This window comes from Noviherbaspirillum sp. UKPF54 (assembly GCF_007874125.1).
Classification (GTDB): domain Bacteria; phylum Pseudomonadota; class Gammaproteobacteria; order Burkholderiales; family Burkholderiaceae_D; genus Noviherbaspirillum.
Window position 1 is genome coordinate 4,382,113 of the sequence record NZ_CP040128.1, and the last position, 24,114, is coordinate 4,406,226.

Below are 24,114 nucleotides of genomic sequence, written 5' to 3' on the forward strand. Positions count from 1 at the left end.
TTTCATTGGCTATAGGAAATTTATGTGCATGCGGATTCTCCTCTCCCTGCGCCGGGAGAGGAGAGTGGGCGCTTACGCGGCGTGCGGCAATCCCGATTGCTGCACGTATTTCTTCAGAAGAGCTTCCTGCTCGATGCGGAACTGCGAGATCGCCTTTGCCTTCACATGGCCAAAGCCCCGGATCTTTTCCGGCAGGGCGGCAATCTCCGCCGCCAGCGCCAGGTTGTCCGTGCGCAGACCATCGAGCAGCGACAACACCGTCGCCCGGTATTCGTCGATCAGGCGCCGCTCCATCCTGCGCTCGGCCGTATAGCCGAACAGGTCGAACGCGCCGCCGCGCAGCGTCTTCAGCTTCGCCAGCATCCTGAAGCCATGCCACATCCACGAGCCGTACCGCGTCTTGAGCGGAACGCCGTTCGCATCCTTCTTGGCGAACAAGGGCGGCGCGAGATTGAATGCCAGCGTGAACTCGCCGTCGAACTGCTGCTTGAGCTTGTCCATGAACTGGCCATCGGTGTAGAGCCGGGCCACTTCGTATTCGTCCTTGTACGCCATCAGCTTGAAGTAGGACTGCGCCACCGCGCGCGTGAGGCGATCGCCCGCGCCCAGCGCGCTTTCCGCCTGGCGCACCGTATTGACCAGCGCCTCGTAGCGCCCGGCATAGGCCGCATCCTGGTAGCCGGTGAGGAAGGCGACGCGGCGCGCGATCAGGCTATTCAAGGTTTGCGGCATCTGCAGCACGACCGGTTGCGCGGGAACCGCGATGCGTTCCACGCGCGCCAGGTCGACCGCCGCGCGCCGGCCCCACAGGAAGCTCTTCTTGTTCGATTCGATCGCCACGCCGTTCAGTTCGATCGCGCGCAGCAGGGCCGCTTCCGATACCGGCAGCGCGCCCTTCTGGTAGGCGAAGCCGAGCATGAACAGATTGGTCGCGATCGCGTCGCCCATGAGCGCCGTGGCCAGGCGGGTGGCGTCGATGTAGTCGGCGCGCTCGGCTACCGATTCATTGATCAGCTCCTTGACCTGCTCGAACGGGAATTGCCAGTCGGGGTTCTTCGTGAAATGCCCGGTCGGCTGCCGGTGAGTGTTGACCACAGCGCGGGTGCGGCCGGCGCGCATCTTGGAGATCGCATCCTGCGCGCCGGCGGTCAGCATGTCGCCGCCTAGCACCAGGTCCGCCTCGCCGGTGGCGATGCGTTGCGCCCGGATTGCGCCCGGCACGCGCGCGATGCGGATGTGCGAGGTGACCGAGCCGTTCTTCTGCGACATGCCGGTCATGTCGAGCACCGACACTCCCTTGCCTTCGAGATGGGCAGCCATGCCGATCAGCGCGCCGATGGTGATCACGCCGGTGCCGCCGATGCCGTTCAACAGAATGTTGTACGGCGCGTCGCAGGCCGGCAGCAAGGGGTCGGGCAGGGGACCGAAATCGTCCTGCCGTGCGACGCCCGTCTTCGACTTGCGCAGCGTACCACCCTCGACCGTGACAAAACTCGGGCAGAACCCCTTCACGCACGAGTAATCCTTGTTGCAGGACGACTGGTCGATGGCGCGCTTGCGGCCGAACTCGGTTTCCAGCGGCAGGATCGAGGTGCAGTTCGACTGCGCGCCGCAGTCGCCGCAGCCTTCGCATACCGCGTCATTAATGAATAAGCGTTTGGCCGGATCGGGGTATTCGCCCTTCTTGCGGCGGCGCCTCTTTTCGGCGGCGCAGGTCTGATCGTAGATCAGCACCGATACGCCTTGTACTTCGCGCAACTCGCGCTGCACCGCGTCCATCTCCTTGCGGTCGTGCAGGGTGACGATGTTGGGCAACGCCGAGCGGTCGGCGTAGCGATCTGGGTCTTCGGTCACCAGCGCGATGCGCTTGACGCCCTCGGCCGCCATCTGCTGCGCGATCATCGGCACCGAGGTGATGCCGTCGACCGGCTGGCCGCCCGTCATCGCCACCGCGTCGTTGTACAGGATTTTATAGGTGATGTTGACGCTGGCCGCGACCGCGGCGCGGATCGCGAGATAGCCGGAGTGGAAATAGGTGCCGTCGCCCAGGTTCTGGAACACGTGCGGCACCTGGGAAAACGCCGCCTGCCCGATCCACGGCGCGCCTTCGCCGCCCATGTGGGTGGTGAGCTTGTTGTGTTCCGGGTAGATCGCTGTGGCCATCACATGGCAACCGATGCCGGCCAGCGCGAAAGAGCCTTCCGGGACCTTGGTCGAGGTGTTGTGCGGGCAGCCCGAGCAGTACCAGGCCGGGCGCGGCGGCGTGTTGACCGCCTTGGTCAGCACCTTGTCCTTCGCTTCCAGGAAGGCCAGGCGCGCCTTGATCAGGTCGCTGGTAGGACAATGGGAAATGAGGCGCGCGATGCGTGCGGCGATCACGCGCGCGATCTGGGCAATCGAGAAATCGGCCTTTGGCGCCAGCAGCCAGTCGCCGCGCGGATGCACCCATTCGCCCTTTTCGTCGAACTTGCCGATCACGCGCGGGCGCACGTCGTCGCGCCAGTTGTACAGCTGTTCCTTCAACTGGTATTCGACGATCTGGCGCTTTTCCTCCACCACCAGGATTTCGTCGAGACCCTGCGCGAACTCGCGCACGCCGTCCGGCTCCAGCGGCCAGGGCATCGCCACTTTATAGACGCGTATCCCGATCTCGGCCGCCATCTTTTCGTCGATGCCGAGCTCCTCCAGCGCCTCCAGCACGTCGAGGTAGGACTTGCCGGAAGCGATGATGCCGAGCTTGGCCTGCGGGCTGTCGATGGTGGTGCGGTTGAGCTTGTTGGCGCGCGCGTAGGCCAGCGCGGCGTAGATCTTGTAATCCTGCATCAGCGCTTCCTGCTTGCGCGCCTGGATGCCGAGCGTGTCGGTCGATAGCCGCGTGTTCAGGCCGCCTTCCGGCATCACGAAGTCGGTCGGATAGACGATCTTGAGGCGGAACGGATCGGCGTCGACCGAGGCGGTCGATTCGACCGTGTCGGCCAGCGCCTTGAAACCGACCGCGCAGCCGGAATAGCGCGACATCGCCCAGGCGTGCAGCCCGAGGTCGAGGTATTCCTGCACATTGCACGGATACAGCACGGGAATCATGCAGGCAGCGAAGATATGGTCCGACTGGTGCGGCAGCGTCGAGGAATACGCGCCGTGGTCGTCGCCGGCCACCAGCAGCACGCCGCCGTGCTTGGCGGTGCCGGCATGGTTCATGTGCTTGAACACGTCGCCGCAGCGGTCCACGCCTGGTCCCTTGCCGTACCACATGGCGAACACGCCGTCGTACCTGGCCGGTCCGATCAGGTCGACCGTCTGTGTGCCCCAGACCGCGGTCGCCGCCAGGTCTTCGTTTACGCCGGGCACGAACTTGACGTGGTTTTGCTCCAGCAGCTTTTGCGCCTTCCACAGGTTTTCGTCGAGGCCGCCCAGGGGCGAGCCGCGATAGCCGGAAATGAAGCCGGCGGTGTTCAGTCCGGCGGCCAGGTCGCGCTGGCGCTGCATCAGCGGCAGGCGTACCAGCGCCTGGATGCCGGAAATGAAGATCAGGCCCGAGGTGGAGGTGTATTTGTCGTCGAGAGAAACCTGGGCGAGGGGGGCGAGGGATGTTGCGCCGGGTGCGGCGGCAGACAGCCCAGCAGGGGTAGCTGCTGTGTCGGCTTGCATGATGTCTCCAAAATTGTTGTTCGGATTGCGGCTTGGCTTGAAGCGCCGGGTAAGGCGGGGTGGAGCCAAGCAGCGGGACCGGGGGTATCGGTCGTTACGGCGACACCGGATAACGATATCGCCATAAATGCAAGTTTAGAACGGAACCGGGGCGATCCGCAAATCGGAAGGGAAAAATGCAGCGCCCGGGAGACCGGGCGCTGCTGCATTACCTCAGGACACGAGTTTCAGGCGCTCGGGCACGACACGCAGCTCGACCGCCTTGCTGCCCGCGACGACCTCGAGGTGCCGGCCATTGAGCTGTGCCGCCGTTCCGTCCAGCTTAAATTTGCCGACGGCATTTGACAGCCGCTCGGTCTGTTCGCGCACCGCTTCGGCGGCGGCCGCGGCCTGTTGCACCAGTGCCGCGTTTTGCTGCGTCATCTGGTCCATCTGCTGCATTGCCTGGCTGACCTGCTCGATGCCGTCGCGCTGCTCGGCCGATTCGGACTGGATGTCGGTCATCATCCCATTCACGCGCGCGATCGCCGTGACAATATCCTGCATGGTCTTGCCCGCCTGTTCCACCAGCCTGGTGCCGTCGTTGACCTTGTCGACCGAGTTGCCGATCATGTCCTTGATTTCCTTGGCTGCCGCCGCCGAACGCTGTGCCAGGTTGCGCACTTCGGATGCCACCACGGCAAAGCCACGTCCCTGTTCGCCGGCGCGCGCCGCCTCCACCGCCGCGTTGAGCGCCAGGATATTGGTCTGGAACGCGATGCCTTCGATGACGCCGATGATGTCGACCACCTTGCGCGAGCTGTCGTTGATCGAGCCCATGGTCCGTACCACCTGTTCGACCACTTCGCCGCCCTTGAGCGCTACTTCCGAGGCGTTCTGCGCCAGTGCGTTGGCCTGGCGCGAATTGTCGGCGTTATGGCCGACCGCGGCCGCCAGCTGTGCGACGCTCGACGTGGTCTTGTCCAGGCTGGCCGCCTGCTGCTCGGTGCGGCGCGACAGGTCGTTGTTGCCGTTGGCAATCTCGCCGGTGCCATGCGCGATTTCCTGCGATGCGGCGCGCACTTCACCAACGATCGCCACCAGCGCATTATTCATTTCGGCCAGCGCCTGCTGCAGCGCGCCGATCTCATTGTGGCTGGTGACTTCTATACGGTTGGACAGGTCGCCCTGCGCGACGCGCCGCGCCGTTTCCACCGCCTGCGCCAGCGGCCGGGTGACCGCGTTGACCATCTGGTGAATGACGACAGCCAGCAGCAGCAGGGTCACGCAGGCGACCGCCAGCAGGATGCGCCCCTTGCTGCGCGCCGACTTGTCGTCATCGCCCACCAGCGTCGATAGCCTGGCCTTGACTTCCCCGACCGCCGCAGTCAGCGACGAGTCGATGCCGTGGATCTCGGCCTTGAGCGGCGTGATCGACTCGATCGAATTGTTCGCCGCCAGCGCGGCATGCACCTTGTCGAGCGCGGCGACGGCGGCCGCGGCGTTCGCGCCCGGCGCCAGTTTAGCCAGCTCGCCGGCCTTCGCACGGGCGTCGTCGAGCGCTTTCAGCGCCTTGACGCCGAACTTGCCGGAGTCGACCGCGTCGTTGACGCCATTGAGGAAATCCTTGTACTGCGAGGAAGCCTGCAGGCCCACGTCATATATGGCAAGCGTCTGGTCGACGCGTTGCTGCAGGTTGGTGTTGGAGAAGATCTGAAAGAAGAGCACCAGCACCAGCGGCATGACGGCGACGAAAACACCCATGTACATGCCAAATTTCAGAGAGATTTTTTTTAGCATCATTGTTCCTTTTGCGGGCCTCCGCCGCAATGCTGTGCTTCTTATGGAATGATGAGCGGCCGGGAAGGGCCGCCCGCCGGTGCTCCGTCCCTGCTCCTAGTACTTCTGCACGACCTTCACGCCCGCCGGTGCGCTCGAGACGTAGCCGACCGCTCCTGGCGTCGACTTCACCGCCGCGATCACTTCCGCATCGCCGGACTTGACCGGCGGCGGATTCAGGCCGTCGCGGAATCCCTTCTTGGTCCAGATTGCGCCATACTTGGTCGCATCCAGCTTGATGGCTTTTTCCAGGAAGGCTTTCTGCAGGCCGGCATTGTCCAGAGGGACAATCTTCGCGCTGCCGGCAACCTGCTTTTCGCCGATGAAGACGTCTCTGATGTCGTCCGCGGACAGTTCCAGTCCGCTGTTGGCGATCACGTACACGTCGGCGGCCAGCGCGGGCGCGCCGGCCAGCATGCCGCCCGCGAGGGCGGACAGGGCGATCATTCGAGTGATTTTCATGACGGATATCCCTTAAAAGCGCACCGCGAACTGCACACGTGCTTCATTCGATTTCTGATCCGAGACCGTCTGCTGCTCGGTGGTCTGGTTCAGCTCCAGCTTGAGCGCGGCCTGCGGATTCACGTCGTAGCGCACGCCAAGCGCGTTACGCTTGTAGGAACGTCCGCTGTCGAGGGAGGCAAAATAGTTGTCGCCCTGGTCAAGCACGGCTTTTTCGAAGCGGTAATACGGCGTCCAGCGCCCGCCGAGCAGTCGTCCGACCTGGGCGAAGCCGGCCCAGCTGGCGTGCGTGCCGCTGTTGCCGGACAGGTCGTCGTTGCGGAAGCGGTAGTACTCGCTGATGACTTCCCAGTCGTCCTTGTCGAGGAAGGCGAAGCCGCCGTACACATTGAGCTTGGTATTGCTGAGCCTGACGTTGTTGGCATCGAACGCGGCGACCTGTTCCGACAGGCCGTGCAGGCCCAGCATCAGGCCTTCCAGCGCGCCGCCGAACGCGTAGCGCACGTTGCCGCCCACCGCCTTGTTGGCGTTGTCGTCCTTGAAGGCGTTGAAGTCGAGCTCGCGTTCGACGATGCGGCTGCCATTGCCGTAATAGGCGTCGTATTGCAGCTTGCCGGAGCCGAGACGCACGCCGCCGGACGCCAGCAGGCCGACCGTATGCGCCGGCAGGATGCCGCCCTGGTCCTCGAATGCGATGAAGCGCGGTCGCAGCAGCGAAGTCTGGATCTGCGCACCGTGGTGGAAGGCGGTGTTCCAGTAGCCGTACGGCGTGTGGAAGCGGCCGGCCCAGGCAGTCAGCGCATCGCTGAAGGTGTAGCCGAGCTGCAGCCGTTCCAGGTCGGTATTGAGCACGCCGTTTTCACCCATTTCGAAGACCAGCTCGGCGATTCCCTTGACGCGGTCGCCCAGGTCGGGGGTCATGTACAGATCGAGGTTCCCGAGCGCAAATCCGCCCTTGCGGCCGTTCGGATCGTTCGACGAGTGCGCATAGCCGACGTCGGCAAAGCCGTGCAGCGGCAGGCCGGTGCTGCCGCGTTTGGCCGAAGTCTCGGAAACCTGCACGATATTCTTTTCCAGCTGGTCGATGCGCTCGGACTGCGCTGCTACCGCATCGGCGGTTGCAGCAGGGGCCGCCGGGGCTGCGCCCTTGCCAGCCTCGAGCTGGTTGACGCGTGCTGACAGCTGCTGGATCAGCTCAAGGCTTTTTTCCAGCTTTTTCTCCAGTTCCGCGATACGTGCCGCTTCGGGTTGCGCCGCGCCGGCCGGGATTGAAAACAGCTGGCTGACCGCTAGTGCAACGACGCTTATCCGCAATGCTCGCGGCCTGAAGTGAAGGTTCATGTAATTTCCGCCTCGGTGAATTGGTAATGAATTGCAAAGCGGAAATTAGTCGTATTTAAATGAATTTTTGTTGCGTTAAGTCAAACAGCCAAGATTCCGATCTAGTAGGCCCACTCGGGCTAGGGATATGCCGGACAAAGAATACATTTTTGCGCAATTTTGGTGCAAAAAAGTTTCTTTTGGAAAATATTTGCGGGAATTTCGACGCTTTTATGCGTTTTGCCGAAATGGCCTAGGGGCATGAGCGCGGAACGGCAGCGCTCAGTTGGCCGGCCTGATCGCCTTGCGTTCGATGCAGGACGACAGGATCAGCGAGGTGGAGGTGACGCCGCAGCGCGTCAGTTCGAGGATCACCTTTTCCAGTTCCGACACCGAGGAAGCGACCACCTTGACGATGCTGCAGTCGTCGCCGGTGATCGAATGGCACTCGATAATCTGCGGCACCTGCGCGGCCACCACCTCGACCGGCGTTTCGTGGCTGCGCTTGGACACGCGGATGAAGGCGGTCATGCCGTAGCCGAGCGCGGCCGGGTTGACCCGCGCGTGATAGCCCTCGATCACGCCGGCCGCTTCCATGCGCTTGACGCGCTCGGCGACTGCCGGCTGGCTCATGTGGATGCGCCGGCCGATTTCGGCCAGCGTGGTGCGGGCGTCGGCCTGCAGGATGTCGAGGATTTTCGCGTCCATCGCGTCGAATTCTATTTTCACGGCGTGTGCTCCATTTTTCGATGAAAACAAAAGTTATCAGGGGATTTTTCCTTTGATTATCCCTTCAATGCGCGCTTTATGGTGCATACACTATGGGTAAATCAACAAGGGAGCTCGCCATGAACTGGCACACGTATCTGATCTTTTTCGTCACCACCGCCGTGGTTTGCCTGACGCCGGGACCTGCGGCGCTGCTGATCGTCACGCAGGGCATCTCCAACGGCTACCGGCGCTCGTACTGGGCGATCGCCGGCATCGCGCTGGCCAACGCGGTCTACTTCGCGTTGTCGGCCACCGGCGTGGCGGCCCTGATCGTGGCCAGCGGCACCCTGTTTTCCGCCATCAAATGGGCCGGCGTCGCCTACCTGTTCTACCTCGGCATCGCCGCCATGCGCAGCAAGGCCAGCGCGCTGACAGTGAGCGCCAACCCCGGCCATGCGGTCAGCGGCCCGCGCGCGTTCTGGCAAGCGGTCGTGGTCGAGCTGTCCAATCCGAAGGCGCTGCTGTACTTCGTGGCCCTGCTGCCGCAGTTCGTCGATCCCGGCCAATCCGTGGGCCTGCAGATGCTGGTGTTCGGCGCGACCACCATCGCGCTCGACCTGATGTCCTACAGCCTGTACGCCTGGCTGGGCAGCACCACGCAGCGCTTTACCGCGAACGCGCGCTTCGTCAAGACGAGCAACCGCGCCTCGGGCGGTCTGCTGATGATTGCGGGGGCGATGATGGCGACGGTCAAGCGCACCATCCATTGACGGCGTAGGGCGGATCAAGATCCGCCAAACAACGTAGATGTGCTTTATTGGCGGGTCTCGGCCCGCCCTGCGTCAGAAGAACTCGACTTCGTCGTTCGACACTTCCGAATGCAGCAGGCCGCTGCTGACGAGTTCGTCGTAGTGGCACACGCGGTTGCGGCCGTTTTCCTTGGCGTAGTACAGCGCCTGGTCGGCGTGCCCGAGGATGACCACCGGCGACTCGGTCGAAATGCTGGCGAAGCCCAGGCTGACGGTCACCTTGCCCACTTGCGGGAATTCATGCTTTTCGACATTGGTGCGAAAGCGTTCGAAGATATGGTGTGCCTGCTCCAGGGTGGTCGAGCGCAACAGCACCACGAATTCCTCGCCGCCGAAACGGAACACCCGGTCTTGCGCGCGGAATGAGGAACGCAGCAGGTTGGCGACCAAAATTAGCACTTCGTCGCCGTACAAGTGGCCGAACTGGTCGTTGACGCGTTTGAAATGGTCGATGTCGACCACGGCCAGCCACTGGCCGATGCCGTCGGTGTGGTGGTGGCGGCGGTCTTCCTGGTTCTCCGGCGTGGCGTCGGAGCTGCTGCTGGCCAGCAGCCTGGAAAACTTTTCGTCGAAAGTTTTGCGGTTGAGCAGGCCGGTGAGCGAGTCGCGCTCGCTGTAATCGAGGATGTTCTGGTAATTGCGGTACACGCACATGATCCCTTCGATCATGTGCAGCGTGTCGCCGCTGTACGGCGTCGGGTTGATCACCTCGATGCAGGTGCTGACCTTGTCGTTCAGCCAGACCGGCAGCCACAGGACCCGGTCGCCGTCCGCAGTGATCTCTTCCCTGCAGGTCGCGCGGTCCTTGATGCTGTCGACCAGCGCCGGATACTTGCTGATCGCTTCGCCGGAATGATCGGCCGTCAGGCTGTCCTCGCACGACACCACCTCGCCGTCCTGGATCCAGACTCGCGGGCGGACAAACAGTTCGTCACGAAAGCGGAACAGTTCGTGCACCCGCACCTGCTTGGCGCCGACCAGTTCATGCAGCGCCGACGCCACCGAGCTGTCCAGCAGCGCGTGGTCGCGCTGGCAGGTGATGTCGATCAGGTGCTTGAGCAGCGCTTCCATGGCGGTCACGCTCCCCGTCTGCGCGGCAGCAGGACGCCGGCCGCGCGCGGCCGGAAGAGGGTACTGGACGGGTTCTGCATGGAAGGGCTTTATCGAATCCGTATGAGCGAGGGGCTTTGTCTCAGTCCTGTTTTTGTTGTGCCGCACAATGACGGCCGGACAGGTACTATTTTTTATTTCATTTAGGCTATTTTTCTATTCTATCCCGAATCGGCTGAATTTTTGCAGGCTGTCTCGTTTACGCCATGCGCGGCGCCGGCCGGGCCGAGGGCCGGCCGGCGTCTTACCGCTCCAGCACGTAACTGCCGGGCGCGGCCATCAGCGGTGCATATCCCCTGTGCGGCGCGCCCATGGTTGGCGGCGCACTCTGGCCGCTGGCATGCCGCTCCAGCCAGTCGGCCCAGGCCGGCCACCACGAGCCCTCGATCTGCTGGTTGGACAGGAACCAGGTTTCCGGGTCGATGTAGTTGGTGCCGGACGGGCGGTGCGCCAGCCGGTAGTGCCGGCCCTTGTGGCCGGGCTGGCTGACGATGCCGGCGTTGTGCCCGCCGTTGGTCAGCAGGAAGGTCACGTCCGGGTCGGCGATCAGGTTGATCTTGTAGACCGATTTCCACGGCGCGACATGGTCGGTTTCGGTCGCCACTGCGAATATCGGTGCGCTGATGTCGCCCAGCGAAATCGTCCGGCCGTTGATCTTGTAGCGACCCGCGACCAGGTCGTTGCGCAAGAAGAGCCGGTGCAGGTATTCGCTGTGCATGCGGTAGGGCATGCGCGTGGCGTCGGCATTCCAGGCCATCAGGTCGGTCAGGGTCTGGCGCCCGCCGAGCAGGTACTGCTGCACCACCAGCGACCACACCAGGTCGTGCGAGCGCAGCAGCTGGAAGGCGCCGGCCATCTGGCGGTTGTCCAGATAGCCTTGCTTCCACATGATGTCTTCCAGGTAGTTCAGCTGGCTGTCGTCGATGAACAGCATCAGTTCGCCGGCCTCGGTGAAGTCGGTTTGCGCAGCCAGCAGCGTGATCGTGTTCAGGCGCTCATCGCCCACCTGCGCCATGTAAGCGGCGGCCATCGACAGCAGGGTGCCGCCGATGCAATAGCCGACGGTGTTGATCTTCTTGCCGGGCACGATCGCCTGCACCGCGTTGAGCGCTTCCAGCACGCCCAGGCGCAAGTAGTCTTCCATGTCGAGGTCGCGGTCGTTCTCGGTCGGGTTGTGCCAGGAAATCATGAACACGGTATGGCCGCGCTCGACCAGGTATTTCACCAGCGAGTTGTGCGGCGACAGGTCGAGGATGTAGTACTTCATGATCCAGGCAGGCACGATCAGGACCGGTTCCGCATGCACTTCGGGCGTGGCGGCGGAATACTGGATCAGCTCGATCAGGCGGTTGCTGTACACCACCTGTCCCGGCGTGATTGCGACCTGCTTGCCCGGCTGGAAATCCTCGGTGCCCTGCGGCGGCTTGTCGCCCATATTGCGTTCCAGGTCTTCGATGAAATTCATGAAGCCGCGCAGCAGGTTGCGTCCGCCTTCGCGCGCGGTCGCGTCGAGCACTTCCGGATTGGTCGCGATGTAGTTTACCGGCGACACCATGTCCAGCAACTGGCGCGCCACGAACGACACGACCTGCTCATGGTGCGGCGACACGCCGCCCAGGCCGGTGGTGACGTTGTGCCACCATTGCTGGTGCAACAAAAAGCCCTGGTAGATCAGGTTGAATGGCCAGCGCCGCCAAGCATCGTTGCGAAAGCGCCGGTCCTGCGGCAAGGGCTCGATGCAGGGCTCGGTCTGGGCGTTGTTCAGCACGTGGGCCGCGTAGATGTTGAAGCGCGCCGCCTTGCGCACCGCCTTTTCCGCCAGCCGCTGCCACTTTCCGGGTGACTCCGCCAAGTGCAGCGCCCAGTCCGCGTAGGCGAGCGCCAGGCTGACCGGCGACAGGCCGCCGCTCAGGCGCCCGCTCGCGGCATGCAGCAGACGGTCGATGGTGGCCGGGGGTTCGATGTCGGGTACGCTCCACGGCAAATGCGTGAAGTGCGACGCGGCATGCTGGCCGGCCGGGCTAGCGGCGTTGAAGTCGGGACGGACTCTGTCCATGCTTTTCTCCAGGCAGGGGTGCCGGACCGCCGGCGGCGAACTCCCCGAACGTCGTGATGACACGGTGCGGCGGCACCGTGGGGCGGCTGGACAGCCTGTCAATGCAATCCGGCATGGCTGTACCATTCCGCGAACTGGGGGCCGGGCATCGGCCTGGCCAAATAAAATCCTTGCGCGTAATGGCAATCGCGCTCCTGCAGAAACTGGAGCGCCTGCTGCGACTCCAGTCCTTCGGCGACCACTTCGATGCCGAGCGAATTGCCGAACGAAATGGCGGCTTCGGTCACCGCCGCGCAGGCCTTGTCATGTGGCAGCGCCGTGATCAGGGTGCGGTCGATCTTGACCCGGTCGAACGGCAGCCGGCTCAGCTGTTCCAGCGTCAGGTAACCGGCTCCGAAGTCGTCCAGCGCGATACGCACGCCCAATGCCTTGAGCCGGTCGAGCGCGGCCAGCGCGTATTGCGTGCCGCCGTTCAAGGCGCGGTCGCTGATTTCGATCCAGAGGTGATCCGGTTCGATCGGGCAGCGCGCGATCTGCTGCAGGATGGCGTCCGGCAGCCCGGCTTCGCGCAGCTGGGACGGCGACAGGTTGATGCCGATGTCGATCGCCGGCAATCCTTGCCGCTTCCACTCGTCATGCTGGGCGCAGGCCGCCTGCAGCACCCAGTTGCTCAGCTCGTCGATGAAGCCGCTTTGCTCGGCGATCGCCACGAACATGTCGGGTGACATCGCCACGCCTTGCGGCGTTGGCCAGCGCAGCAGCGCCTCGGCCGCGATCACCTGCCGCGTGGACAGGTTCACCATCGGCTGGAAATACAGCTGCAGGCTCTGGTGCGCCATGCTTTCGCGCAGGCGGTGCTGCAGCTGCATCGCGTCCGGCTGCATGGTGCCGCTGTCGGCGTAGAAGCGGTAACCCGCCTTGCCATGCTGCTTGACCTCGTACATGGCGGCGTCGGCATGCCGCACCAGCGTTTCGATATCGGTGCCGTCTTGCGGATACATGCTGATGCCGATGCTGGGCGACGAGCGCAGCACCAGGTCGCCGATGTGATACGGCAGGCTGAGATGATGCAGCACGTGGGTGGCGGCATGCACCGCGCCCGGCGCCGCATCGACCTGGGTAAGCACGACCAGGAATTCGTCGCCGCCGATGCGTCCCACCGTGTCCTGCGCGCGGAACGCGCCCTTCAGTCGCTGCGCGACCTCCTTCAGCACTTCGTCGCCGATATGGTGACCGTAGGTATCGTTGATCGGCTTGAAGCCGTCCAGGTCGAGGAACAGCGCGGCGCACATTTTCCCGCTGCGGTGCGCGGCCGACAGCGACTGTTCGGCCAGTTCGAACGTCAGGGCGCGGTTGGGCAGGCCGGTCAGGCGGTCGTGCTGCGCCGTCAGCCGCACCTGTTCCTCGCGCTCCTTGTGGTCGGAAATGTCGATGTGGGTGCCGACCATGCGCAGCGGCTGCCCCTGCGCGTCGCGCTGAACCTGCGCCCTGGCTTCGATCCAGCGGTAGGAACCGTCGCGGTGCTGCATCCGGAATTGCACCTGGTAGTCGCTGGCGCCGCTCCGCAACTCGCTTTCCAGGCCGGCGAGTACGCGTGCGCGGTCGGCTGGATGCACGCGCGATTCCCATTCCTCGTAGCGGTTCGGCAGTTCGTCGTCGCGGTAGCCAAGATGGCGCTTCCATTGCGGCGAGAAATACGTTTCGTTGTTGCGGACGTCCCACTCCCAGAAGCCGAGCCCGGCGATCTCGGCGGCCAGGCGCAGCTTGGTTTCCAAGTCGGCCAAGTGGGCCTGCGTGCGTTGCTGCCGCGCCTGCCACTCGCGCGATACGTCGCATAGCGTTTCGATCACCCTGGTCGTGCGGCCCTGCTCGTCCCTGACGGGCGAGGCGGTGACTTGCAGACAGCCGCGGCGGCCGTCGCCGCGCACATACAACATTTCTTCCGGATATACCGTCTCGCCCTTCAAGGCCCGAACTAGTGGATATTCCTCGTCCGTATAGGGCGAACCATCCTCATGAATCGCCCGAAAATGCGTCGCGTAGTCCTCGGCGCGGCCGGGGGAAGGCGGATGCTCCAGCAGTTCGGCTCCGGCCCGGTTCAGGAGAAGCAATTCTCCCGAGCCGCTGCCTGCGACCAGGATGCCTATAGGTATCCGATCCAGGATGTCCACCAGCTCCCGGTAGCGGTCCTGGATGTCGCCTGCGGATTTGTCGAGGAACATGGCGTGTCACGTCCAGTGGAGTGTTTGTCAATAAGACCCGAAAAACGTGGTGCGGTTTCGCCGCGTCGCAGCAAATGCAGGGCGGTATGCGTTATGTCAGATGGTTAACCTGAATGGGTGATTGGCGGTTGCAAGAAGGGTGCCGGGATTTCCCCGCGAAACTTGGCGGAAGCAACGATGTCAGATCGCTATCAGTGCGTACGCGGCCACGAAAACCCATTCATGAAACTTCTGTTCCAAGAAGCACAACAGGCTGAAAACCTCTATCGCCTGATCATCGACAATGCGCTCGACGCATTCATTGCCATCGATCAGCAAAGCAACATTCTCGACTGGAGCGTGCAGGCGGAAAATACCTTCGGCTGGAGCAAGCAGGAAGTGCTCGGCCGCCCTCTGGTCGATACCATCATCCCGCAGCGTTACCGCGCCGCCCACCTGGAAGGCATGCGGCGCTATCTGGCCGACGGCAGCGGGCGCTTCCTGAGCCGCCGCGTCGAGATTATCGCCTGCCATCGGGACCAGCGCGAAATTCCGATCGAGCTGACGGTGACGCCGATCCGCTCGTCCGAGCGGGTGATTTTCTTCGCTTCGCTGCGCGACATTTCGGAGCGGCGCGCGCTGGAGGATGAAGTGCGCCGTCAAGCCAACATCACCCGCTCGATCATCGACAGCATGGCCGCCGCCGTCACCGTCGCCGATCCGTCCGGACAACTCGTTCTGGTGAATCCGGCCGCGCAGCGCCTGCTTAACCTCCGTTCGGCCGACCACGCACCGGAACATTCCTATCTTTCCTTCCAGCTGCTGCAGCCGGACGGAAAGAGCGAATACCCGGAGAGCGAGCGGCCGATGGCGCGCGCGCTGCGCGGCGAAGCGGTCGACGGCCTGCTTGCGCTCGTGCGCCACGCCGCCGCGTCCGACGGCATCTGGGTCAACTGCAATGCGCGCCCGCTGGCCGATGAGCATGGCGCGCCCGCCGGCGGCGTGGTGGTGTTCCACGACGTTACCGAGCTGCGCCGCAATGGGGAAGCGGCTGCGTTGCAGGCGCGCCGCCTGCAGGAACAGGCCAGCCTGCTCGACCTGGCGCATGACGCGATCATGGTGCGCACCATGGATGACGTCGTCACGTACTGGAACCGCAGCGCGGAAAAGCTGTACGGCTACAGCAGGGAAGAGGCGACCGGCACCGTCAGCCATGTCCTGCTCCGGACGCAATTTTTCACGCCGCTCGAGCGCATCCGTGCCATCGTGCGCGAGCAGCAGTACTGGGAAGGTGAACTGATCCACGTCAGCAAGGCCGGCAAGGAAATCACCGTGTTCAGCCAGTGGGCGCTGGAAGTCAACGAATCGGGGCCGTCGCGTTACCTGGAAATCAACACCGACGTCACGCAAGCGCGCCAGACCGAGCGCGCGCTGCGCGCGTCGCAGCAGGATTTCCGCGCCCTGGTGGAGGCGTCGACCGACTACGCCATCGTGATGCTGGATCCGGACGGCGGCATCCTGAGCTGGAATTCCGGCGCGCAGATCATGTTCGGCTTCTCGGCGCAGGAAGCCATCGGCCAGAATATCGCGCGCCTGTTTACGCCGGAAGACCGCGAGTGCGGCGAGTCCGAGCGCGAGCTGGACGAAGCGCGGAACGCCGGCCGTGCCGACAACGAGCGCTGGCACCTGCGGCGCGACGGCACGCGCTTCTGGGCCGCCGGCGTGGTCGCGCCGCTATGGCACGAGGGCGGCCCGCTGCGCGGCTTCGTGAAGATCATGCGCGACCACACCCGGCGCCACCTGGACGAGGAGCAGACGCAGTTCCTGGCCAATCACGACGGATTGACCGGCCTGCCCAACCGCGTGTACTTCAGCAACCAGCTGCACAAGTCGATCGCGCTGTCGGAGCGCAATGACGTGCCGCTGGCGGTGCTGCTGCTCGACCTGGACCGCTTCAAGCAGGTCAACGACACGCTCGGCCACCACGCCGGCGACCTGCTGTTGAAGGAAGTGGCCTTGCGCATCCTGTCGTCGGTGCGCGAAACCGACTTTGTCGCGCGCCTGGGCGGCGACGAATTCGTGATCATCCAGAAGGATGTCACGCAGCCGGATGCATCCGAAACCCTCGCCAGGAAGCTGATCCTCGAAATGGGCCGGCCGTACCTGATCGAGTCGCATGAAGTCATCAGCGGCACCAGCATCGGCATCAGCCTGTATCCGGATGACGCGCGCAACTCGGTCGACTTGATCAAGCGCGCCGACCTGGCGCTGTACCGCGCGAAAAACGCGGGCCGCCACACCTATCAGTTCTACACGCCGGACCTGTTTGCCGAGCAGGCCTGGAAGAAGGACCGCGAGGCGGCCCTGCGCAGCGCGCTGCTGCACGAGCAGTTCGAGCTGCACTACCTGCCGCAGGTCGAACTCGACAGCTGGAAGATATCGACGGTGGAGGCGCTCTTGCGCTGGAAGGCGACCGAGATGGAGCTGGTGCTGCCGCAGGACTTTTTGGACATCGCCGAAGACAGCGGCCTGATCGTCGAGATCGGCGAATGGGTGCTGCGGCGCTCCTGCCGGCAATTGCGAGAATGGCAACTGCACGGCCTGAGCGAGCTGAGCCTGTCGATCAACTGTTCGGCGCGCCAGTTCCGCGATCCGAAGTTCGTCACCAAGATACCGGCCATCGCCGACGAAGCCGGTGTCGCCTATTCCAGCCTGGAGCTGGAAGTGCCGGAAGCGCTGCTGGCGCGGCACCCGGAAATCAAGGCGCAGCTGAGCGAGCTGCGCGCGCTCGGCATGCGCGTGACGATCGATAATTTCGGCACTGGCGCCACCGCGCTGGTGGACCTGAAGGATTTCCGGATCGATGCGCTGAAAATCGACAAGGCTTTCGTGCAGCACCTGCCGCACCGGCGCGAGGATTCTGCCATCGCCTCGGCCATCATCAGCCTGGCCCACAACCTTGGCATCAAGGTCGCCGCCGGCGGCGTGGAAACGGCCGAGCAGCTGGCCTACCTGAAGGCGCGCGACTGTACCAGCGCGCAAGGCTTCATCTTCAGCCCTCCGCTGCCGGCGGACAAGATCGAGGAGCTGATGCTCTCGGGGAGCTGGGCACGCATCAACCGCTGGGGCGGCGCCGATGCGGCGGGAGCACTGGAGCTGCATTAACCGCGCAAAAAGTATGACTCGGAAATGTCCTACGTCGTTCGTTGATTCGCTGACGCTGATTTTCAGCCACATGCGGATGGTGGAACGGGCGCGGGATTGCGATACTGCCGCATCGGCTTGCCGCTGCTGTGCTTCGCCACCGATGCGCGTGGCCGACAAGCCGCATTCCCCTCCCGCTCCACCCAACCACACCATCAGGAGACCGCCTTGCACAATCACATCGCCGATTTTTCCTCCGTATCGGTCAATCCGGCGCTTCTTGCCGACACCGGATTACAGCGTACCTCCCGGCTGTGGTCGACGCTCAAGGAAGTGTGCAGCCTGCTGCGCATTCCCGACGACGCCGCCTACGGGCAGCACGACACGCTCTTCCAGCATGTGCAGTTCAAGGCCGGCCAGCGCATCCATACCATCGGGCAGCCGTTCGACATGCTGTACATCGTCAATTCCGGTTTCCTCAAGACGGTGGCCATCGATGTGTTCGGCAACGAGCAGGTATTGAGCTTCCCGATGAAAGGCGACCTGTTCGGCGTGGACGGCATCCACGGCAAGCGCTACGAATCGGAAGCGGTCGCGCTCTCCAACTGCGACATCATCCTAGTGCCGTTCAAGAAATTCACGTCGATCGGCAAGCTCCACCCGGAACTGGAAACGGCGATCTATTCCGTCATGAGTCGCGAACTGATCCGTGAACAGGCCATGGTGAGCATGCTCGGCTCGCTGTCGGCCGAGGCGCGCGTGGCCCGCTTCCTGGTGAGTCTGTCGGAGCGGTTTACCGAGATGGGCTATTCGGGGCGGCAGTTCAACCTGCGCATGACGCGCCACGAAATCGGCAGCTATCTCGGCCTGACGCTGGAGACGGTCAGCCGCACGCTGTCGGCCTTCAATGAAATGGGCCTGATCACGGTCGACCAGCGGGCCATCGAAATCAAGGATTGTGCGGCATTGCGCACGCTGCGCCGCCTGCCGCCATCGCGCGGACGCACCAAGCAGGCCGCTGCGCTCGCCACCCAGGGGCCGGACCAGCTCGCCGCCATCTAAGAACCCGCGCGGCTCGCGCAAACCTTTGCCGTCGACATGCGGCGGCAACGTCTCGGGGTAACGATTCAGCGGCGCTTCAGTAGACGCTCAGCGGCCCGGCGCGGCTGCCCGCAGGCGGCCCCGCCGGCAAGCAGTCACAGCGCCCGGATCTCCGCCGGGTTGACCGGTTCCGCAAACGGCATACGGGTTTCCAGCCGCTCCTCGAATTCCTTGTCGAGCTGCCCGCGCCGCTGCAGGAACTCGCGCACCTCGCGCAGCCACAGCCGCTTGTCGCTCAGGCCGGAGTCGTCGCCGAGGGAATAGGTTTCCCGGTTGCCAAACAGATAGTCGGCCTCGGTCGGCTGCAGGCTGAAAATGCGCGCCATGATCTGCGCCTCTGCGCCGCTTGGCACCGATTCGTCTTGGTAGCGCAGGCGCATGCCGTCGTTCGAGAGCGACAACCCGAGCGCGGTAAAGCGTGGATGTTGGGCAAGCCAGCCGGCGGGCGAGCAGATAGTGCCTTGCGCCAACGATTCACCCTTGGCCGTTTGCAGGCTGCCGAGCGCGATCGCGGTTTCGGGAATGCCATCGATAATGGCATAGGCGTCCTTGAGCAGTTCATAGTCGGGGCTGGTGTTCATCGCGGATCCTTTCGGTGTGGATTGCAGTGGGCAAGTTTGACGCGGAAACGTATGTGCGTTTCACGAAGTTTTTCTGCAATAGACAAAAAAGCCCGCAGAGCGTTTGCCCTCCGCATTAGATTTACCGCAATCATCATGTCTGCTTCTTGGAAAACGGCATGCCGTGGCGCACAGCCGACGATATGCGTTCGAATGACACGGCGCGAGATCGAGATGGCGCGCGCCCGGCATCATGCCGTCGACGGGAAGAACCAGCGCGGGAGGATCGGCTGCGTGTCGGACGGCGGCAGCGGATGCGAGATGAAGAAGCCTTGCACCTCGTCGCAACGCAAGCGCTTGAGCGCGATGATTTGCTCGATCGATTCGACGCCTTCGGCCACCACCCGCATGCCCAGTGCGTGCGCCATGGTGATGATGGCGGTGATGAGGGCGGTGCCGCCGGTGGAGTTTGCCATGTCTTTCGTGAATGCGCGGTCGACCTTGATCACGTCGAAGTCGAGCCGCTGCAGTTGCGACAGCGACGAGTAACCGGTGCCGAAATCATCGACCAGCAGCTTCATGCCCATCTGCTGGATCGCCTTCAGGGTTTCCACCACGTTCTGGCCTTCCTCGATCATTGACGATTCGGTCAGTTCGATTTCGATTAGCGCAGGATCGATGCGATAGCGGGACAGGCAGGCGGAAAGGGTCTTCACGACGTTCGATTCGCGGAATTGCTTGGCAGAGACATTAATCGACACCGGCACCAATTCCTGGCCTTGCTTTGCCCAGCTGGCGACCTGGGCAAAGACTTTTTCGATCACCTGTTCGCCAAGCGATATGATGAGTCCGGTTTCTTCCGCCAGCGGAATGAATTCGTTCGGGCCGACGATGCCGCGCGTCGGATGCGCCCAGCGCACCAGCGCTTCCATGCTGGACGTGATGCCGGTGGAAACGTCCACGCGCGGCTGGAAGTACATCACGAACTGGTCGTATTCCAGCGCATGGCGGAGTTCCGCCTCGTTGCGATGGCGCTGGAGGATGGCTTCCGAGTATTGCTGGTCGAAGAAGCGGTAGGTGCCTTTGCCAGTGGTCTTGACTGAATACATCGCGATGTCGGCATTGTTGAGCAGCGTGTTGGCGTCCGTGCCGTTGATCGGATACAGGCTGATCCCGATTGACGCGCCGATCGAGCGCGTGCCCTGGGTGATGCGAAACTCGGTGCGGAAGGCGTCCAAGATGCGGTCGGCTACGTGTGCGGCATCCAATGCGTGACCGATGCGTTCGAGAATGACGAGAAACTCGTCGCCGCCGATGCGCACCACGTGGTCGTGCGGCCGGGTCGCGTCGCGCAGCCGCTGCGCCGCGTTGCGCAGGATGTCGTCGCCGGCGCTGTGCCCCATCGTGTCGTTGACCGCCTTGAATCCGTCGAGGTCAATGAACAGCAGCGCGATCATGCGGCGTGCGATGGCGGCCTGGTCGACAGCACGCGGCAGGTAGGAATTGAGCCAGTGCCGGTTGGGCAGCCCGGTCAGCGCATCCTCATTGCCGCGGCGTTCCAGCTCGGCCACATGGGTTTTTAACTGACTAATGTCGCGCAGGGTGATTGCCAGATCGTCGTTCGGGCGGGAGATGCGGATATGCAGCCATTTGGGACCGTTCTCCACCCCGAGGGCAGCCATTTCGGATTCGCCCTCGTAGAAGCGTGTTTTCATCGCCCGGCACAGCATGCGCATGGCGCGCTCGGCAGCCACGCCTTGGTACATCAGGGAAATCTTTTGGCCGATAAGTTCTTCCCGGCGATAACGCAAGAGGTTCGCGCCGCGTTCGTTGCAGTCGATGATTTCAAAGTCGTCGATTCTCTCGTTGGTGCCATAGACCGGATGCGCAATGAGGAAACCGTCGTTGCCGACTTCCGTTGCTATTCGGTAAGTGGATTGCATCACCAGCAACTCATGCCGCCGCCACATAATGTGCAGCGTCACGAGCATTGCAATCAACGTCACCAGCGCTAGCAAGGCCGTTGCCCACCAGCCTTGCCTGAGCGACTCTTTCCGGTCCGCCCAATATGGCGCAAGGGCGGTTTCCTCATCGATACCTGCGACGGTGATCATTTTGTAACCGGAAGTAGCGTGCCAGCCAACAAAACGCGTGCGTTGGTCGGCAAACCACTCTTTTCCGTTCAGAACTGTGCTGCCGGCAGAGGCGGAGAATGGCAGTGAATGCAGCACGGCGGCCTTGTCGCTATGGGGAAGAAACACCTCGTCGCCGATCCGGGCCAGGCGCATCACCTTGTCGGCGCTGAGGATGCCGATGAAGCCGGTATCCTTCAGCACCACTTTGTCGTACCCGGAAATAAAATACTCAGGCGCCACCGACACCAGGACAATGCCACGGAAATTGCCGTTTTTATCTTCGAGGCGGCGGGTAAAGGGAACCACCGGGGTTTTCGAAAAATTGCCGAGGCGCGCGGTGCCAATGTAGAACAAGTCATGCGCGTCGAGTTGGGCCCTGAAATAGGGTTCCTGCGCAATATTGACGCGGCTGGCGGACGGAATCGTACTGGTACGCAGGTTGCCGGCGGCATCGATGATGCTTACGTAAAAGCCCGCCTGCGCCGTGAACAGCCCGCTACCGCCCATCGATTCCAGCGGAAAGTTGCCCTCCGTGAGCTCATAGCCATTCTTCACGTACAAGGTGATCTGATCGACCGCTTCCAGTGCGCGGTACAAGTGCTGCGCATAGGCGCGGCTCAAGGTTTCGGCCTCGCGCAACGCGGCGCGTTCTGTCGCCAATTTTTCCTGCTCCAGTTGTCCCAACAGCAGGTGCCAGCCGATCAGGCACAGGACGACGGACTTGAGTGGCCAGAGCAGCAGCAGGCCAAGCTTTTTTCTGAGGAAGGGCCAGTCGCCGAAATTAGATTTCAGCTTGGAGCGCCTGCCGATGCCGATTTCCGCTGCCGCCATGAAAAATTTGAAAAAGTGATGTGCGCCGGAAGGACTTTGACAACCAAAAATCAATATCGTTAACCTCATTCAGGGCCGAAATTGCAAAAATCTATATCTCTCCCGACAATATGTCGGGCCAATGCCGGCCATCGCGTTCTGAAAGGTTTGAGCATCCTTGGCTAAATATCAGCCATTCCTGCGCACGTTTCGGCCATACTGGCGAGAACAATGGGTTTGACGCTCAACAATGGATAAGGAGGAATGAAATGCCTTCCGGAAAAATCCTGGTCGCCCAAGGCGGCGGCCCCACGGCAGTGATCAACCAGTCGCTGGTCGGCGTGGCGCTGGAGGCGCGGCGCTTTCGCGGCGTCGAACGGGTCTACGGCGCACGCCATGGCGTGCGCGGCATCATCAACGAAGATTTCGACGACCTGACCCAGGAAACCAGCCACAACCTGGAGCTGGTGGCCAACACGCCGTCGTCGGCGCTCGGTTCCACCCGCGACAAGCCGGACGCGAAGTATTGCCACGAAATTTTCGAAGTGCTCCGCGCGCACGAGATCGAGCATTTTTTCTACATTGGCGGCAACGACTCGGCCGACACCACGCGCATCGTCAGCCTGGAAGCGCAAAAGGCCGGCTATCCGCTGCGCTGCATCCACATTCCGAAGACGATCGACAACGACCTGGTCGGCAACGACCACACGCCCGGCTTTCCGTCGGCCGCACGCTTCGTGGCGCAGGCGTTTGCCGGCGCCAATCTCGACAATGCGTCGCTGCCCGGCGTCTATGTCGGCGTGGTGATGGGGCGCCATGCCGGCTTTTTGACGGCCGCCTCCGCGCTGGGCAAGAAATTCCCCGACGATGGGCCGCACCTGATCTACGTGCCGGAGCGCACCTTCGCGATCGAGCAGTTCCTGCACGACGTCAAACAGACCTACCAGCGCTTCGGGCGCTGCGTGATCGCCGTTTCCGAAGGCATCCACGATGCCTCGGGCGCGCCGATGGCCAGCCTGCTGGCCAAGGACATCGAGCGCGACGAGCACGGCAACGTGCAGCTCTCCGGCAGCGGCGCGCTGGCCGACCTGCTGTGCGAAGAAATCAAGTCCAAGCTCGGCATCAAGCGCGTGCGCGGCGACACCTTCGGCTACCTGCAGCGCTCCTTCATCGGCTGCGTGTCCGACGTCGACCAGCGCGAGGCGCGCGAGGTCGGCGAAAAGGCGGTGCAGTTCGCGATGTGGGGCAAGCGCGACGGCTCGGTCGCGATTAAGCGCACCGGCTTTTATTCGGTCGACTACGAGTTGCTGGCGCTCGACGACGTGGCCGGCAAGACGCGCGTGATGGAGGATGAATTCATCGCGCCGGGCGGCACCGACATCACCGACGCCTTCCGTCTGTACCTGCGCCCGCTCCTGGGTTCGGGCATGCCGGACGCGTTCCGCCTGCGGCCCAATCCGGTGCCCAAGGTGAGGAATGCGGCGCGCTGAGAAGGCGGCGCTGTCGGGGAAAATAGCGTAACCTGACGCCCGGCCTGTTTTCTATTCGGATTTTTCATGCATGACATTTTGGGCGACTGGCAGCCGCGCCTGATCGCCATGGCCGGTGCCGGCCAGCAGGACGACGGCGCGCACGACCTCCAGCACCTGCATCGCGTCTGGCGCGTCGCGCGGCAACTGCTGGCCGGGCACGCCGACGCCGATGCGCTGGTGGTGCTGGCCGCCTGCTACCTGCACGACCTCGTCAACCTGCCGAAGAACCACCCCGACCGCGCCCGCGCTTCCCGCCTGGCCGCTCAAGCCGCCTGCAGCCAGCTTGAGCGGGCCGGATTCCCGGGCGACAAGCTGCCGGGCGTGGCGCATGCGATCGAGGCGCACAGCTTTTCCGCGGCGATCGCGCCGGCGACGATCGAAGCCATGATCGTGCAGGATGCCGACCGGCTCGATGCGCTTGGCGCGGTCGGGCTGGCGCGGCTGTTCTACACGGCGGGGCGGATGGCCTCGGCCCTGGCCCATCCGGACGACCCGCAGGCGCTCAATCGCGCACCCGATGACCGGACCTATGCCCTCGACCACATCGGCGTCAAGCTGGCGCGCCTGCCTGCCAGCATGCGCACAGCGGCCGGGCGCAAGCTTGCGCAGGAGCGGCTCGACTGGCTGCTCGCGTTCCGCGCCACTTTCGTCGACGAATGGATCGATGGCGCCGCCGCCGGCGCGGGAGGATAATGGC

15 protein-coding genes are annotated in these 24,114 nt (G+C 63.3%); 5 read left to right on the forward strand and 10 right to left on the reverse strand.

Annotation, left to right across the window (positions count from 1 at the left end; genetic code table 11):
* Window positions 1-72: 72 nt before the first annotated feature.
* The 5 genes from FAY22_RS20235 to FAY22_RS20255 all read right to left on the reverse strand — a co-directional run bounded on the left by FAY22_RS20235 (window position 73) and on the right by FAY22_RS20255 (window position 7,977).
* A complete protein-coding gene (locus FAY22_RS20235; protein ID WP_146332537.1) occupies window positions 73-3,648 on the reverse strand; it encodes an indolepyruvate ferredoxin oxidoreductase family protein in 3,576 nt (1,191 codons plus the stop codon).
* 213 nt (window positions 3,649-3,861) lie between these two features.
* Complete coding sequence (locus FAY22_RS20240; RefSeq protein WP_246860588.1) at window positions 3,862-5,397, reverse strand: methyl-accepting chemotaxis protein; 1,536 nt, start codon at window positions 5,395-5,397, stop codon at window positions 3,862-3,864.
* 126 nt (window positions 5,398-5,523) lie between these two features.
* A complete protein-coding gene (locus FAY22_RS20245; RefSeq protein ID WP_210411859.1) occupies window positions 5,524-5,928 on the reverse strand; it encodes a hypothetical protein in 405 nt (134 codons plus the stop codon).
* Between the two features lie 12 nt (window positions 5,929-5,940).
* The gene (locus FAY22_RS20250; protein ID WP_146332538.1) at window positions 5,941-7,269 is read right to left on the reverse strand and encodes a hypothetical protein; all 1,329 of its coding nucleotides are present in this window, start codon (window positions 7,267-7,269) and stop codon (window positions 5,941-5,943) included.
* Window positions 7,270-7,530: 261 nt separating this feature from the next.
* On the reverse strand, window positions 7,531-7,977 hold the full coding sequence (locus FAY22_RS20255) for an Lrp/AsnC family transcriptional regulator (RefSeq protein ID WP_246860589.1): 447 nt from the start codon (window positions 7,975-7,977) through the stop codon (window positions 7,531-7,533).
* A gap of 119 nt (window positions 7,978-8,096) precedes the next feature.
* Here FAY22_RS20255 and FAY22_RS20260 point away from each other — a divergent pair, with 119 nt between their 5' ends.
* Window positions 8,097-8,729, forward strand: coding sequence for a LysE family translocator (locus FAY22_RS20260; RefSeq protein ID WP_168204901.1), 633 nt, complete (start codon window positions 8,097-8,099; stop codon window positions 8,727-8,729).
* Between the two features lie 72 nt (window positions 8,730-8,801).
* Here the strand turns inward: FAY22_RS20260 and FAY22_RS20265 are convergent, their stop codons facing one another.
* The 3 genes from FAY22_RS20265 to FAY22_RS20275 all read right to left on the reverse strand — a co-directional run bounded on the left by FAY22_RS20265 (window position 8,802) and on the right by FAY22_RS20275 (window position 14,156).
* Entirely contained in the window at window positions 8,802-9,839 is a 1,038-nt protein-coding gene (locus tag FAY22_RS20265) for a GGDEF domain-containing protein (protein ID WP_146333560.1), read from the reverse strand.
* 283 nt (window positions 9,840-10,122) lie between these two features.
* Complete coding sequence (locus FAY22_RS20270; protein WP_146332541.1) at window positions 10,123-11,934, reverse strand: alpha/beta hydrolase; 1,812 nt, start codon at window positions 11,932-11,934, stop codon at window positions 10,123-10,125.
* Between the two features lie 98 nt (window positions 11,935-12,032).
* Window positions 12,033-14,156: a bifunctional diguanylate cyclase/phosphodiesterase gene (locus FAY22_RS20275; protein ID WP_146332543.1), complete on the reverse strand. Its 2,124-nt coding sequence runs from the start codon at window positions 14,154-14,156 to the stop codon at window positions 12,033-12,035.
* 222 nt (window positions 14,157-14,378) lie between these two features.
* Between FAY22_RS20275 and FAY22_RS20280 the strand changes: the two genes are divergently transcribed.
* Together FAY22_RS20280 and FAY22_RS20285 are read left to right on the forward strand one after the other, a co-directional pair.
* The gene (locus FAY22_RS20280) at window positions 14,379-17,300 is read left to right on the forward strand and encodes a PAS domain S-box protein (protein WP_168204902.1); all 2,922 of its coding nucleotides are present in this window, start codon (window positions 14,379-14,381) and stop codon (window positions 17,298-17,300) included.
* A gap of 207 nt (window positions 17,301-17,507) precedes the next feature.
* Complete coding sequence (locus FAY22_RS20285; protein ID WP_246860590.1) at window positions 17,508-18,341, forward strand: Crp/Fnr family transcriptional regulator; 834 nt, start codon at window positions 17,508-17,510, stop codon at window positions 18,339-18,341.
* A gap of 134 nt (window positions 18,342-18,475) precedes the next feature.
* Here the strand turns inward: FAY22_RS20285 and FAY22_RS20290 are convergent, their stop codons facing one another.
* Together FAY22_RS20290 and FAY22_RS20295 are read right to left on the reverse strand one after the other, a co-directional pair.
* Complete coding sequence (locus FAY22_RS20290; RefSeq protein WP_146332547.1) at window positions 18,476-18,961, reverse strand: hypothetical protein; 486 nt, start codon at window positions 18,959-18,961, stop codon at window positions 18,476-18,478.
* Window positions 18,962-19,191: 230 nt separating this feature from the next.
* Complete coding sequence (locus FAY22_RS20295; protein WP_168204903.1) at window positions 19,192-21,906, reverse strand: EAL domain-containing protein; 2,715 nt, start codon at window positions 21,904-21,906, stop codon at window positions 19,192-19,194.
* Between the two features lie 248 nt (window positions 21,907-22,154).
* Here FAY22_RS20295 and FAY22_RS20300 point away from each other — a divergent pair, with 248 nt between their 5' ends.
* Window positions 22,155-23,375: a 6-phosphofructokinase gene (locus tag FAY22_RS20300; RefSeq protein ID WP_146332551.1), complete on the forward strand. Its 1,221-nt coding sequence runs from the start codon at window positions 22,155-22,157 to the stop codon at window positions 23,373-23,375.
* A gap of 66 nt (window positions 23,376-23,441) precedes the next feature.
* Window positions 23,442-24,110 carry an HD domain-containing protein gene (locus FAY22_RS20305; protein ID WP_146332553.1) on the forward strand — a complete coding sequence of 223 codons (669 nt, stop codon included), beginning with the start codon at window positions 23,442-23,444 and terminating at the stop codon, window positions 24,108-24,110.
* Window positions 24,111-24,114 lie beyond the last annotated feature (4 nt).

Excerpts from the sequence above, each read along its gene's own strand:
- FAY22_RS20250 (WP_146332538.1), bottom strand. The coding sequence starts at position 7,269 with ATGAACCTTCACTTCAGGCCGCGAGCATTGCGGATAAGCGTCGTTGCA.
- FAY22_RS20290 (WP_146332547.1), bottom strand. The coding sequence starts at position 18,961 with ATGAACACCAGCCCCGACTATGAACTGCTCAAGGACGCCTATGCCATT.
- FAY22_RS20240 (WP_246860588.1), bottom strand. The coding sequence starts at position 5,397 with ATGTACATGGGTGTTTTCGTCGCCGTCATGCCGCTGGTGCTGGTGCTC.
- FAY22_RS20295 (WP_168204903.1), bottom strand. The coding sequence starts at position 21,906 with ATGGCGGCAGCGGAAATCGGCATCGGCAGGCGCTCCAAGCTGAAATCT.
- FAY22_RS20275 (WP_146332543.1), bottom strand. The coding sequence starts at position 14,156 with ATGTTCCTCGACAAATCCGCAGGCGACATCCAGGACCGCTACCGGGAG.
- FAY22_RS20245 (WP_210411859.1), bottom strand. The coding sequence starts at position 5,928 with ATGAAAATCACTCGAATGATCGCCCTGTCCGCCCTCGCGGGCGGCATG.
- FAY22_RS20270 (WP_146332541.1), bottom strand. The coding sequence starts at position 11,934 with ATGGACAGAGTCCGTCCCGACTTCAACGCCGCTAGCCCGGCCGGCCAG.
- FAY22_RS20260 (WP_168204901.1), top strand. The coding sequence starts at position 8,097 with ATGAACTGGCACACGTATCTGATCTTTTTCGTCACCACCGCCGTGGTT.
- FAY22_RS20280 (WP_168204902.1), top strand. The coding sequence starts at position 14,379 with ATGAAACTTCTGTTCCAAGAAGCACAACAGGCTGAAAACCTCTATCGC.
- FAY22_RS20305 (WP_146332553.1), top strand. The coding sequence starts at position 23,442 with ATGCATGACATTTTGGGCGACTGGCAGCCGCGCCTGATCGCCATGGCC.
- FAY22_RS20265 (WP_146333560.1), bottom strand. The coding sequence starts at position 9,839 with ATGGAAGCGCTGCTCAAGCACCTGATCGACATCACCTGCCAGCGCGAC.
- FAY22_RS20300 (WP_146332551.1), top strand. The coding sequence starts at position 22,155 with ATGCCTTCCGGAAAAATCCTGGTCGCCCAAGGCGGCGGCCCCACGGCA.
- FAY22_RS20235 (WP_146332537.1), bottom strand. The coding sequence starts at position 3,648 with ATGCAAGCCGACACAGCAGCTACCCCTGCTGGGCTGTCTGCCGCCGCA.